The 13,142-nt window shown below is 70.0% G+C and carries 11 protein-coding genes; 7 read left to right on the forward strand and 4 right to left on the reverse strand.

What is annotated here, in order from left to right; translation table 11 throughout:
• Positions 1 to 131: 131 nt before the first annotated feature.
• The gene (locus tag AB0J58_RS41940) at positions 132 to 524 is read right to left on the reverse strand and encodes a DUF3224 domain-containing protein (protein WP_364226780.1); all 393 of its coding nucleotides are present in this window, start codon (positions 522 to 524) and stop codon (positions 132 to 134) included.
• Between the two features lie 116 nt (positions 525 to 640).
• Positions 641 to 2,377 carry an ABC transporter family substrate-binding protein gene (locus AB0J58_RS41945; RefSeq protein ID WP_364226782.1) on the reverse strand — a complete coding sequence of 579 codons (1,737 nt, stop codon included), beginning with the start codon at positions 2,375 to 2,377 and terminating at the stop codon, positions 641 to 643.
• Positions 2,378 to 2,727: 350 nt separating this feature from the next.
• Here AB0J58_RS41945 and AB0J58_RS41950 point away from each other — a divergent pair, with 350 nt between their 5' ends.
• The 6 genes from AB0J58_RS41950 (at position 2,728) to AB0J58_RS41975 (ending at position 10,332) form a co-directional block, all read left to right on the forward strand.
• A complete protein-coding gene (locus tag AB0J58_RS41950; RefSeq protein WP_364226785.1) occupies positions 2,728 to 4,005 on the forward strand; it encodes an MFS transporter in 1,278 nt (425 codons plus the stop codon).
• 131 nt (positions 4,006 to 4,136) lie between these two features.
• Entirely contained in the window at positions 4,137 to 5,180 is a 1,044-nt protein-coding gene (locus AB0J58_RS41955; RefSeq protein WP_364226787.1) for a hypothetical protein, read from the forward strand.
• Positions 5,181 to 5,408: 228 nt separating this feature from the next.
• Entirely contained in the window at positions 5,409 to 7,412 is a 2,004-nt protein-coding gene (gene ftsH / locus AB0J58_RS41960; protein ID WP_364226790.1) for an ATP-dependent zinc metalloprotease FtsH, read from the forward strand.
• Between the two features lie 113 nt (positions 7,413 to 7,525).
• Entirely contained in the window at positions 7,526 to 8,119 is a 594-nt protein-coding gene (locus AB0J58_RS41965) for a nucleoside triphosphate pyrophosphatase (protein ID WP_364226793.1), read from the forward strand.
• A gap of 88 nt (positions 8,120 to 8,207) precedes the next feature.
• The gene (locus AB0J58_RS41970) at positions 8,208 to 8,981 is read left to right on the forward strand and encodes an EI24 domain-containing protein (RefSeq protein WP_364226795.1); all 774 of its coding nucleotides are present in this window, start codon (positions 8,208 to 8,210) and stop codon (positions 8,979 to 8,981) included.
• A gap of 169 nt (positions 8,982 to 9,150) precedes the next feature.
• The gene (locus AB0J58_RS41975; RefSeq protein ID WP_364226797.1) at positions 9,151 to 10,332 is read left to right on the forward strand and encodes a DUF4192 domain-containing protein; all 1,182 of its coding nucleotides are present in this window, start codon (positions 9,151 to 9,153) and stop codon (positions 10,330 to 10,332) included.
• On the opposite strand, the gene AB0J58_RS41980 is transcribed toward AB0J58_RS41975, so the two are convergent.
• Positions 10,299 to 10,637, reverse strand: coding sequence for a hypothetical protein (locus AB0J58_RS41980; RefSeq protein WP_343980210.1), 339 nt, complete (start codon positions 10,635 to 10,637; stop codon positions 10,299 to 10,301). The two genes, AB0J58_RS41975 and AB0J58_RS41980, sit on opposite strands and share 34 nt — an antisense overlap.
• A 193-nt stretch (positions 10,638 to 10,830) precedes the next feature.
• On the opposite strand from AB0J58_RS41980, the gene AB0J58_RS41985 reads away from it, so the two are divergent.
• On the forward strand, positions 10,831 to 11,421 hold the full coding sequence (locus AB0J58_RS41985; protein ID WP_364226800.1) for a DUF1707 and DUF4870 domain-containing protein: 591 nt from the start codon (positions 10,831 to 10,833) through the stop codon (positions 11,419 to 11,421).
• A gap of 21 nt (positions 11,422 to 11,442) precedes the next feature.
• On the opposite strand, the gene AB0J58_RS41990 is transcribed toward AB0J58_RS41985, so the two are convergent.
• On the reverse strand, positions 11,443 to 12,969 hold the full coding sequence (locus AB0J58_RS41990) for an ATP-dependent DNA ligase (protein ID WP_364226803.1): 1,527 nt from the start codon (positions 12,967 to 12,969) through the stop codon (positions 11,443 to 11,445).
• Between the last annotated feature and the right edge of the window lie 173 nt (positions 12,970 to 13,142).

Here is a 13,142-nt window from a genome sequence, read left to right on the forward strand (position 1 = left end):
CCGAGCTCCGACGGGGGCCCCGGCGGCCCCCATTGGGTGAGGAGGTCTGGGGTTCGAATCCCCATAGCTCCACTCCTCACCGAAGGGCGGCCAGGCGGCCGCCCTTCGGTGTTTCTCCGGGCGAATCGCTCTCAGCCGAGCTCGTAGTCGAGGTGGAAGGAGTGGGCGCTGTCGTCGTTGACGATCTGCCCTCCGCCCCGGATGCCCAGTAGTTCCCCGGTGCCCGAGTCGGGCAGGATCGTCCAGCTCAGCTCCGACTCCGTGGCGTGCGCCGTGGCCGTGTGGTGGAGCACGAAGGTGCCCTTGCGGCCGTGCGCGGTGCCGGTGAAGCGCTCGAAGCCCGCGTAGGCCGCCGATGTCTCGACCTGGGCGATCGCGGTGATGATGTCCGTGGTGCTGGTGCCGGCCAGGTCGCCGTCGAAGGTCTTGGTGATGTGGACGCGGGAGAGCGTGGCGCCTTCGGCCTCGTCGTAGGGATGCGGATCCCAGCTGTCGATGGTGAAGGTTCCGGTGGCACGAGGCATATGTGGGCTCCCTCTGGAAGTCTCGGCTCTTGTGCTCACCCTGGCACCCGTACCTGTCATCTAATGACAGATATGGGGCCCTCCATCCATGGCCGCGGCGGCGAGGAGGGAACACCCTAGGAAAGGCGCCATTTGTCCATGTTCCAGGTGATGGTCGACTGCGCGGGGTTCGGGACGACATTCTGGAGCGTCTCGTCCCACGCGCTGAGTCCCGGATGCTGGAACAGCGGGATGGTGGCCAGGTCGTCCCAGAGTCGCTTCTCGATCTCACCGATGATCGGGTCCTGGGCGGCCAGGTCGACGGTCGAGTTCAACTCCTTGATGAGGAGGTCGACCCGCCTGCTGGAGTAGCAGCCGTTGTTGTTGCCCTTGCTGTGGGCGTCGCACTTCTGCGGCGAGGTGAAGCTGGAGGCCCAGCCACTGACCAGGGCCGAACCCGACCAGGCGAACAGCGCCACGTCGTAGCCGTTGGTCGGCATCACGGTGCCCAGGAAATCCTCGGAGCCCTTGTCGACGACCTTGAATCCGGCCTTGTTGCAGGAGTCGATGATGAGCTGCACCGCCGCGGTGCGGCGCGGGTTCGGGGTCTGGTAGCCGATGTTGACCTCCAGCCCCGTCTGGCCGGCTTTCCGCAGCAGTTCCCTGGCCCCCGCGATGTCCTGCCGCATGTACACGTCGGCGCTGCCGCTGGCGGCCACGACCGCGGCACTGTTGGCCTGGAACGGGGCCACGGTGCGAACCTGCAGGGGCCTGGCCGCGGGGGCGACGGGCTTGATCAGATGGTCGACGATGAGCTGCCTGGGCACGCATCTGGCGAACGCCTCGCGCAACCTTCTGTCGCGGAACGGGCTGGAGTGGAAGTTGAAGTCCAGGTGCTCGTAGGTGTACTTGTCGGAGGCGCTGACCTTCACCCCCCGCAGGGACTGCAACTGCTTGAGCACCTCGGGTCCCGGCTGGGGCTCGACGATCTGGACCTCGCGGTTCTGCAGCGCCTGCGCCTGTTCGTCGAGGGTGATGAAACGCTCGACGATCGTCGGAGTCGCGGCGGGGGTGCCCCACCACCTGTCGTTGGCGATGAGGGTCAGCCGCTGCCCGGCGTCCAGCTTGGAGAGCTTGTACGGTCCCGAGGAGGGGATCAGCCTGGCCTCGGGCAACCTGCCCTCGGAGACCCAGCCGTCGTTGAAGAACTTGATGCCCTCGGCGAGCTTCTTCGAGTCGGTGTTCTTGACCGCCGCGATGAAGTCCTCCTCGGACAGGCCGTCCTGCTCGGCGACCACGTGGGCCGGCAGCATCTCGGTCGCGCCGGGGCCGCCGGCCACCCAGTCGGCGAACGGCTTGTCGTAGACCAGGGTGAACTCCTTGCCGCCCTTCTCGCAGTCGGGGATCTCGGTGTCCTGGACGCCGTTGGTGTCGGCTGAGGCGAAGCCCTTGACCTTGCCGGACCGGAAGGCCCACCACAGCATGACGTCGTCGCAGTCGATGGGGGTGCCGTCGGACCAGACCGCCTTGGCGTTGATGGTGTACCTGACGCTCAGCGGGTCGTCGGAGATCTTCTCGTAGGTTCCGAAGTCCTTGTCGGGGACGATCGCGCCCTTGTCACCGTAGAACCAGAAACCCGTGAGCACCCGCTGCAGGGGCGCCGCGTTGCGCGTGGCGTTCTCGGCGGTGGTGTTGTTGTTGTAGGAGTGGAACTCCTGTTCGTACGCGTAGGTGATGGTCTCGGCCGGTTGGCTCGGCTCCGAGCCCGATGCCGTCGGGTCGTCCGTCGGATCGGCGCTCGCGCAGGCGCCGAGCAGGAGCGAGCCGCACGCCAGCAGTGCCAGGAACCCTGCCGACCTTCGCCTGTGGAACACGGCACCACTCCTTCGATCGCCCGTTCTCCGGCCGGTCCCGTATCGGCCCCGTGGAGCGCGAGTGTCGTCGCTCCCTGGTGGCCGCGCGGGATCGGAGACCGGCCTCGCGTCTCTCCGTGACCATGCCGGATGCGAGACCCCAGTTGACGAGAATAGAAAAAACAGAACCTTTGAGCGAATTCTCCCAGTATGTGAGATGGCCATTACCGAGCTCTCGGTGTGCCCGCGTACGGAAGGGCGCTCGCACAGGGAAAAGCGGCGGTAATCCGGAGGGAACATGGCCCGATCCTTGTGGATATTGGCACTCGGGCCACTCGCGCGGAGTGTTTCGCCCCCCGATTATGGGGCGCATGACAACGACTCTTCGGGCGCCCGAACGTAAGCTGCACCGCGCCTGGATCGTGGCGGGAGTCGCGTTCGTGGCCATCCTCGGCGCGGCCGGGTTCCGGGCGACGCCCGGCGTGCTGATCACACCGCTCCAGGAGGAGTTCGGCTGGTCCCGGGGCACCATCTCGCTGGCCGTCTCGGTCAATCTCATGCTCTACGGGCTGACCGCGCCCTTCGCGGCAGCGCTCATGGACCGTTTCGGAATGCGCAGGGTCGTGACGTACGCCCTGCTGCTGGTCGCCGCGGGCAGCGGGTTGACCATCCTGATGAACGCCCCCTGGCAGCTCGTCCTGTGCTGGGGTGTCCTGGTCGGCCTCGGCACCGGTTCGATGGCCCTGGTCTTCGCCGCGACCCTCACCGAACGCTGGTTCGTCCGGCACCGCGGCCTCGTCACCGGTGTGCTCACCGCGGGCGGCGCCACCGGGCAGCTCGTCTTCCTGCCCGTCCTCGCGCACCTGGCGGCCGACAGCGGCTGGCGGTCGGCCGCCGTCACGGTCGCCGTCGCGGCTCTGGCAGTGGTCCCCCTGGTCTGGTTCCTGCTGCGTGACCGGCCTGAGGACGTGGGCACCACGGCCCTGGGCGCCGACCCCGCCGCACCCCCGGCCGTGCGGCCCGCGCGGACCGGTGGTGCCGCCTCGCGGGCCCTCGGCGTGCTACGGAGTGCCGCGCGCACGCGCCCCTTCTGGCTGCTCGCAGGGGGGTTCGCGATCTGCGGGATGAGCACCAACGGCCTGGTGGGCACCCATTTCATCCCCGCTGCCCACGACCACGGCATGGCCGAGCCGGTCGCCGCCGGGCTGCTCGCGCTGGTCGGGATCTTCGACGTGGTCGGCACCGTGGCGTCCGGGTGGTTGAGCGACAAGATCGACTCGCGCGTCCTCCTCGGTGCCTACTACGGGCTGCGGGGCCTTTCGTTGATGGCCCTGCCAAGCCTGTTCGGGGCCACCGCCGAGCCCAGCATGCTGGTCTTCATCATCTTCTACGGCCTCGACTGGGTGGCCACGGTCCCGCCGACCGTCGCCCTGTGCCGCCAGATCTACGGTCCCGACGGGGCCGTGGTGTTCGGCTGGGTCTTCGCCTCCCACCAGATCGGCGCGGCGGTCGCCGCGGTCGCCGCGGGAGTCACCCGTGACCACTTCGGCGCCTACGATCTCGCCTGGTACGCCGCGGGGTTGCTCTGCTTCGCCGCCGCGATCATGTCGGTGGTCATCACCAGGAAACAGGCGTCTTCGAAGGTCTGATCTCCTCCCTGTCCCGAGGGGACGGGCGGCCAGGCCACGACCACCGGGTGGGTCGATGTGGAAGGTACTCGTTCCCGAAGTGTGATGGGGATCCCGCACAGGAAAACCGGATTTGTCGTACGCTCCCGATCGTGCTCGATGGGTTGGGTGGGACTCAGGGGACCCGGGAGACGGGTCCCACGCCGACATATGTGACCGCCGAGGCGGAGACGTCGGAGTTGCCGAAAATCGTGGTGAAGAGCTCCCCGAAACCGTCGGACTCACCGGTGAAGCGGTCCCGTATCGGCGACCTGCCGATGCGAGTGATCTACCGCATCCTGGCCGTGGGCGTCGCACTGGTCCTGGCCGCCGTCGCGGCCGTGGTCGGTTTCATCTCCTCGGGCTCCTCAGATCAACCGGGCGGGGGAAAGACGGGGCAGATCGCCGCGCCATCTGCCGCGCCACCCTCGCCCGGTCCACCCTCGCCGGAGCCGTCGGCCTCGGTGTCGGCCTCGGTGTCGGCCTCGGTGTCGGCCTCGGTGTCGGCGTCGGCCTCGGCGTCGGAGCAGGCGTCCCCGTCGGAGAGTCCTGCCGAGACGGCCGATCCGTCCCCCTCGCCCGAGGACTGGGAGCCGGCACCCGACCGCAGCGCCGTCATCGCGGCCCTCGCCGACCCCCGGGTGCCCGAACTGCCGCGTGACAAGCGGCTCGGCCGGCTCCCCGGCAAGGCGTACAAGAGCAAGCGCCGCATCGAGGACGACAGGTCGGGGGTGTCGCTGATTCGTTTCGGCAAGCCCTGGAAGGTCTTCGGCGCGTCGCCGTTCTCCACCAAGCAGGTGCTGCCCAAGGTGAAGGGGATCGCGCACAGGGCGATGCTCGTGAGCTGTCCGGTGCCGATCCTGGTACAGCGAAAGGCGAAGGACACCGCGCTGCTGGCGGCCCGGTGGACACTCAACCACCACCCCAAGGGCAGCAGGATCGGGTGGGTCGCCTCGCAGCCGATCAAGGACGGCTGGCTGCTCGCCTACCGGGTGAAGTACAAGATCAAGAACAAGGCGCGTTCCTCCATGGCCGCCGTCGCCGTGGTCGAGGCTCCCGGCTCCAAGCCCGCGATGCTCTTCGTGACGATCCCCGACACCCAGGGCAAGCGCTGGCGTGATATCAACACCGCGGTCTCCTCCCTCAGATTGAAGTAAGCCCATCTGGGCAGGAATCGCTATATCTATGTGATCTGGTGAAACTCGGGGGAATTTCACGGCAAGCCGCTCCATCGCCACACGCGACGGCCTCCCGTCCGCTCGCCGGGCGCGAGGTTCCGGGTTCGGGGCGCAGGCGGAGGACGGCCTCGGTTCGAGAGCCCGGACCGAGCCGGGTGCCCCGGGTGTCCGACCGGGCAGGCTCCCCCAGCCGTCGAGGGGGAAGTCTTGAAGCGACCGGCGTCTCGGGAGCGCAGGGGGCCTGACCAGGACACGGCCGACGAGCAGCGCGGATCCAAGCCCTGGCGGTCCGAGGGACTGCCCGACGGGCCGCCCGCCCCGCAGCGTCCGAGGATCAACTGGGTGCGTTTCCTGGTGACCATGTTCATCGTCTACGCGGGCTTCTTCATCGTCTCCTCGTTCTTCGGCGAGGCCACCGAGCCGATCTCCTACACCCAGTTCACCGATCAGGTGCGGGCGGGGAACGTCAAGGACATATACGCCACCGGTACCTCGATCCAGGGCACCCTCAAAAAGCCCGCCCGTGACCCCGACAGCGGCAACGCCGAGTACGACAGGTTCTCCACCGAGATACCGGTCTTCGCCGACCAGGCCGCCCTCTACCGGCAGCTCACCGCGACGGGCGTGAAGATCAAGGCCGAGCCTGTCGGCGGCCGGAGTTTCCTGTCCAACCTGCTGCTCTCCCTGCTGCCGGTCCTGCTGCTGGCGGGGCTGTGGATCTGGTTCATACGGCGCTCGGCGTCCGCGATGGGCGGCGGGATGGGCGGCCTCGGCGGGCTCGGCAGGTCGAAGGCGGCCAAGCCGGTGGAACCGGCCAAGGTCCGGGTCGACTTCGACGACGTCGCGGGCATCGACGAGGTGGAGAACGAGGTGGCCGAGGTGGTCGACTACCTCAGGGACCCCGACAAATACCGGAGGCTGGGGGCGAAGCTGCCCAAGGGGGTACTGCTCACCGGGCCACCGGGCACCGGCAAGACACTCCTCGCCCGCGCCGTGGCGGGCGAGGCGGACGTGCCCTTCTTCTCGGCGAGCGCCTCGGAGTTCATCGAGATGATCGTGGGGGTCGGCGCCTCGCGGGTGCGCGAGCTGTTCGACGAGGCCCGCAAGGTCGCGCCGTCGATCATCTTCATCGACGAGATCGACGCGATCGGCAGGGTCCGCGGCGGCAGCACCATCGGTGGCCACGACGAGCGCGAGCAGACTCTCAACCAGATCCTCACCGAGATGGACGGCTTCACCGGCTCCGAGGGCGTCATCGTGATCGCCGCCTCCAACCGGGCGGAGGTCCTCGACCCGGCGCTGCTCCGTCCAGGCCGGTTCGACCGTACCGTCGTGGTGTCGGTGCCGGATGTCGAGGGCCGGCTGGCGATCCTCCGGGTCCACAGCAGGGGCGTCCCGCTCGCCGCCGACGTGGACCTGGAGCGGCTGGCCAGGACCACCCCCGGCATGACGGGCGCCGACCTGGCCAACCTGGTCAACGAGGCGGCGCTGCTCGCCGCCAAGCGCGGCCACGACAAGGTGCGCACCCCCGATTTCGCCGACGCGCTGGAGAAGATCCTGCTCGGCACGGCCCGCGCCGTCGTGATCCCGCAGGAAGAGCGCAGACGCACCGCCTACCACGAGGCCGGCCACGCGCTCCTCGGCATGCTCCAGCCCGGCGCCGACCCGGTCAGGAAGGTGTCGATCATTCCGCGTGGGCGGGCGCTCGGTGTAACACTCTCCACGCCCGACACCGACAAGTACGCCTACGACGAGAAATACCTGCGCGACCGGATCACCGGTGCCCTCGGAGGCATGGCGGCGGAACAGGTCGTCTACGGGGTGATCACCACCGGCTCGGAGAACGACCTGGAGCAGGTCACCGTGATCGCCCGCGGCATGGTCGGCCGCTGGGGCATGTCCTCCAGGATCGGCCCGCTGAGCGTGCTGCCCGGCGCCGGCGACGGCCAGCCCGCCGCCGCCCCCGACACCCTCGCCGCGGTGGACCAGGAGGTCCGGCGCATCGTGGACGAGTGCTATGAGGTCGCCCTGGCGGTCCTGGCGGAGAACCGTGAGCGCCTGGACGGCATCGTCGCGGCCCTGCTGGAGCACGAGACCCTCGGCGAGGCGGAGGCGTACGCCGCGGCCGGCCTTCCGCAGGGCGCCGCCCCCGAACCTCCCCCTCCGGGACCGCCTCCGCGACTCCCGCCCTCGCCCTCGCCCCGCACCTGACCTGCGAGCCGCCGCCCGGGTGCGCTGCCCGCGGCCGTTGACCGGAGGCCCGGCCTGCGCGGGCCCCCGCTCGCGGCGAGGGGACGGCCGGGGCCGCGCTAGGCTCGATCGGCGTGACCCAGATCGTTCTCGCCTCCGCGTCCCCCGCCCGCCTCACCCTGCTCCGCAGCGCCGGACTCGATCCCAAAGTGATCGTCAGCGGTGTGGACGAGGAGGCCGTCACCGCCGACAGCCCGAGCGAACTCTGCCTCGCGCTGGCCCGCGCGAAGGCGGCCGTGGTGGCCGAGAGCCTGACCGACGGTCTGGTCATCGGCTGTGACTCGGTGCTGGAGCTCGACGGCCGGGCCTACGGCAAGCCGTCCTCCCCGGCGGAGGCGGTCGCCCGCTGGCGGGGCATGCGCGGCCGCGAGGGCCGTCTGCTCACCGGCCACTGCGTGATCGACGCCGCGGACGGACGCGAGGTGGCGGAGGTGGGCGCGACGGTCGTGCGTTTCGGCACCGCCACCGACGACGAGATCGCCGCCTACGTCGCCACCGGCGAGCCCCTCCAGGTGGCCGGGGCCTTCACCCTGGACGGCCGCGGCGGCTGGTTCGTCGACGGCATCGACGGCGACCACGGCAACGTCCTGGGCATCTCCCTGCCCCTGCTCCGCCGCCTCTTCGCGGCGCTCGGCGTCTCCGTGTCCGGCCTCTGGCAGCGCGCCTGACCTACGGACCCGGTCCACGTCCGCTTCGTCGGCATCCGGGCGATGAGGAGCAGTCCCGGTTGACGGCCGATCCCGATAATCTTCCGCCATGGGTCATTTCCGCTCCTTTCTGGACGGCATCGGGTTCTTCTTCCAGGGACTGCGCTGGGTCGCGCGATATCCGCGCTGGTGGCTGTTCGGGCTGGTCCCGGCGCTGATCGCGTTCGTCCTCTACGCGGTCGGCCTCTACTTCCTCGGCAAGAACGCGCTGGACATCGCCGCGTGGGGCACGCCGTTCGCCGACGGGTGGGGCGAGGGGGCCCGCACCGCGCTGCGCGCGCTGGTCGGACTGACGCTCTTCGGTGCGGGGGTGGTCCTGGCCGTGGTGACCTTCACGGCGGTCACCCTCATCCTGGGCGACCCCTTCTACGAGAAGCTCTCCGAGAAGGTGGAGGAGACCTACGGGGAGGTGCCGACAGGGTACGAACTCCCGCTGTGGAAGTCGATCCCCCGATCCATCAGGGACAGCGTGGTCACCCTCGGCTGGCTGTTGCTGTTCACGATCCCGTTGTTCTTCCTCGGCTTCGTGCCGGTGCTCGGGCAGACGGTGGTTCCGGTGCTGGGCGCCCTGGTCTCCGGTTTCTTCCTCACGATCGAGCTGACCGCACTGGCCCTGGAACGCAGGGGACTGGCGCGCAAGAGCCGCTTCGGCCTGCTCCGCGCGAACAAGGCCCCCGCGCTCGGCTTCGGGGTCCTGCTCTTCCTGCTCTTCCTCGTCCCGTTCGTCGCGATCATCGCGATGCCTCCCGCCGTGGCCGGCGCGGCCATCATGGTCCGCACCCGCCTGACCCCGGCCCTCCTGCCGGCGGAGCGGACGGGATGAGAGGCGCCTGAGGAAGCGCCCGGGCGCCGGCGGTCGGGGCAGGGGCGACGGTGCTGAGGGGGACGGTCCGGTGATCGGGGTCAGCCCGGCTGTGGACGGCCGCACGCTCCGTCCACAGAAAGGAGTTCGGGCCGAAGGACACGGGAGCGGGTCCGGGAGGCTTCCGGCCATGACAACAGAGAGCCCGGACTCGCCCGAGTCCCCGTTTCCGCCCGCTTCCCGGCCTCAGCTCCTGCTCGGCTCCACCGAGGACATCCTGGGCGCGGTTCCCTACCTGCTGGGGTTCCATCCCGCGGAGAGCCTGGTCGTCATCGGCCTCACGGGCGGTCTGCCCAGGAGCAGGCTGCACCTCACCGTCCGATGGGACCTGCCCCTGGCGTCCGGCGGCCTCGGCGGCATCGTTCCGCTGTTCCGGAAGGAGGACGTCACGCAGGTCGTCATGGTCGGCTACGGTCCGGGCCCGCTGGTGACCCCGGCCATCGACGAGGCCGGCGCGCTGTTCCGCGGAGGCGGTCTCACCGTCGTCGACGCGCTCCGGGTGGAGGACGGCCGCTACTGGTCGTACGGCTGCGCACGGACGGACTGCTGTCCCGTCGAAGGTGTGCCGTACGAGCGGCGGGCCACCGTCGTCGCGGCCGAGGCGATCCTGCACGGACTGGTCGCGTGGCCGGACAGGCAGGCGCTGGAGCGCTCAGTCGACCCGGTCACCGGGTCCGCGCGGGTGGCCATGCGGGAGGCGACGGGCCGCCTCATGGCTGAGTTGAGCGGCAGGCTCGCCGGATGCCGTGACGCCGACGAGCTCGCGGTGGAGTTCGTCGCGGAGGGGGTGGCCAGGGTCCGCGAGGCGATCGCCACCTGCGCCTCGGGCGGCCGGCTCGACGACGACCAGGCGGCCAGGCTGGGGCTCGACCTGGCGGTGATCAGAATTCGCGACGAGGCGTGGGCACTGGTCACCGACGACGGTCATGACGCGCATCTCAAGCTCTGGCACGACCTCACCCGGAGGCTGGAGCCGAGGTTCGTGCCCCCGGCCGCCTCGCTGCTCGGCCTGGTCGCCTGGCGGCGGGGCGACTCCGCCCTGGCGGGCGTCGCCCTCACCCGGGCGCTCGAGGCCGATCCCGGATACTCGATGGCCCACCTGCTCATGCACGCGATCCACCACCTGGTCCCGCCACACGCCCTCAACGACAGGATGCCCAGCCCCGAGGAGTTGGATCAGGAGATGGGCAGCCCCAAGATGGCCTGGCTGCTCCCGATGGCCGCGTTGCTGGAAGAACCCGGTGGCCCCGCGCACGATGCGACCACCGGGTTCCTGGCTCAGCTCTCCGCGCGCTTCTGGCGCTCGTTGTAGGCCCTCATCCGGGGGGGATAGCCGGTCAGCTGCACGTCGTAGACGGGCAGGGCCAGGTCGCGGGCCACCTTGCGGATCACGGCGGGGGAACCGACCCGGCGCCGGGTCCATTCGCCGTCGTCGGCGACGGCCATCGCCGTGGTGTCGGTCGCGAATGTCTCCGGCTCGACGTAGAACTCCACGCCCCGGCGTGACTTCGCGAAGGCGATGAGCGCCTCGATGTCGGCATCGGTGGCGTCGCGGTCGAACTTGGCGATTTTCGGCCCGCGTTTGCGCCTCAACCCATAGCGATCTCGCCATCTCATGTCTCTTTGTATACCTCTCCTGCTCGATCCGCGGTGGAAGGCCAAGGGTCGGTTTCAGGGGCCTATAGGGGTTCATCCTGATATACCGGGCCGACAATCTGGACGAGCATTGAGGTCGAAGAGGCGACGAAAGGGTATCGGTCTCATGGCAGGCACAACGGCATCGGCGGGTCAGTGGCACGGGGGAGTGCCGGTGGGCGGTCCCGGGTCCGGTTACGCGGAGCTCAGGGTCGGCAACCAGGATCGTGAGCGGGTGGTCGAGCACGTCCAGGCCGCCTATGCGGAGGGAAGGCTCGACAAAGTCGAGTTCGACGACAGGCTGGAGCGGGCGATGACGGCCCGCGTGCACGGTGACCTCATGCCGATCATGAACGAGCTGTACGGTACGCAGCCGGTCCGGCCCGTGTTCCAGCCGGTCACACCCCAGGCGGCGTACGGCCACCGCGGGCACCTCGGCAGGCGGGGCGGCGACACCGGAGCGGAGCGTCTGGGCGCGGCGGCGGCGCACATGCTCCCGCTGGCCGGCCTGCCCATCCTCGGCCCGCTGGTCTTGATGCTCACCGCGGGCAAGACCTCGCCCTACATCCGGGCACACGCGGTGGAGGCTCTCAACTTCCAGCTGACGCTGATCGCGGCCACCATCGTGCTGGCGATCACGGTGGTGGGCGTCGTCCTGACGCCGCTGCTCTGGATCGGCGGCGTGGTGCTGTCCGTCATCGGTGGCGTCGCGGCGATGGGCGACGGAGACTTCCGCTACCCCCTCACGCTGCGCCTCGTGAAGTGACCCGGTGGAGGCCGGGAGGCGTCAGAGCATGAGGGAGCGGACCATGTCGACGGTGTCGGCCTGGTCCGCCGTCTTGTCGGGGCGATAGCGGATGACCCTGGCGAAGCGCAGAGCCATGCCGCCGGGGTAGCGGCTCGACTGCTGCACGCCGTCGAAGGCGATCTCGACGACCAGCTCGGGGCGGACGGTGACCGTCCAGCCGTCGGTGGGGCCCTCGGCGATGCCGAGGAAGCGGTCGGTCTGCCAGGCGAGCAACTCGTCGGTCAGGCCCTTGAAGGTCTTGCCGAGCATGACGAACCCGCCACTTCGCGGGTCGCGGGCGCCCAGATGCAGGTTGGACAGCCTGCCCTCGCGGCGGCCATGGCCCCATTCGGCGGCCAGGACGACGAGGTCGAGCGTGTGCCGGGGCTTCACCTTGATCCAGCCTGCTCCGCGCCTTCCGGCGGCGTAGGGCGTCAGGAGCGACTTGACCACCACGCCCTCGTGACCGCCCCTGATCGCGTCCTTGAAGAACGCCTCGCCGTCCGCGACGTCGCCGGTGACAAGGCGCGGGGTCACCAGCTCCGGGGGCACGGCCGCGGCCAGGGCCGCGTGACGGTCCGCGCCCGGCAGGTCGAGCAGGTCGGCGCCGTCGACCCGCAGCGCGTCGAAGAAGAAGACGCTCAAGGGGGTCTTGTCACGGGCTCGCGGCACGTCGGTGCGGCTGGACACGCGGCCGGAGGTGACCTGGAAGGGCTCGGGGCGGCCGTCGGGGCGTAGCGCGATGACCTCGCCGTCGAGAACCAGGTCGCTGGAGGGCAGGGCGCTCACTGCCTCGACCAGCTCGGGCACCTGGGTGGTGATGTCGTCGAGGGCGCGGGTGAAGACGGACACCCGGTCGCCGGAGCGGTGTGCCTGAACCCTGACCCCGTCGAGCTTCCACTCGACGGCGACCGGGCCGCCGAGCTTGCCGAACGCGGTCGCGACGGAGGTGGCGCTCTGGGCCAGCATCGGCGACACCGGCCGGCAGACCTCCAGGCGAAAGGCGCGCAGCGCCTCGACCCCGCCTGACAGGGCGGCGGCACCGACGGCGGGAAGCCAGCCGCGAAGCGTCAGCGCCCGCCTGACCTCGGCGGCCGGCACCCCGGCCGCCTTCGCCACGGCCTCGATCATCACCCCTTCGAGCGCGCCCTGGCGCAGCTCGCCCCTGAGCAGGCGTGACAGGAAGACCTGTTCCTGGCGGGTGAGGGCGCCGAACAGCTCGGCGACGAGCGCCCTGCGTGCGCTCTGCGAGCCGGGACCGGCCAGGGCCTTGATCCGGTCGAGGAGGTCGTGGACCTCGCGCAGGGTGGCGGTGGCGGCCAGCCGGGGCTCGGGCGGATCCTGCAGGCTCGTCCAGCCCACGCCGACGTTGCGCTGCGGCAGCTCTCCGGAGAGGTAGGCGATGGCGATCTCCGCCTCGTCCGGCTCGACCCGGCCGAGCAGCTCCGCGAGATGAGCGGTCTTCGCCAGCCGGGCGGAGCCGGCGGCCACGGCCGCCGAGGTGCGCGCGAGATCGATCAACAACACAGTGGCCAGCCTAAGAGCTGTAAGCGACATTTCGGTGAGAGGACGGCCTGCTTTTCACCGGAATCGCAGCGTGGGGCCCTGTCCTTCACGGTGGCGAGGAGCTGAGTCCCTGAAAGCATGCGCGAGAGCGGGGCGGGCGGGCCGCCCTTGTCACCGAAGAACGTCGGTGACAA

It is taken from the genome of Streptosporangium sp. NPDC049644 (assembly GCF_040675205.1).
Classification (GTDB): domain Bacteria; phylum Actinomycetota; class Actinomycetes; order Streptosporangiales; family Streptosporangiaceae; genus Streptosporangium; species Streptosporangium fukuiense.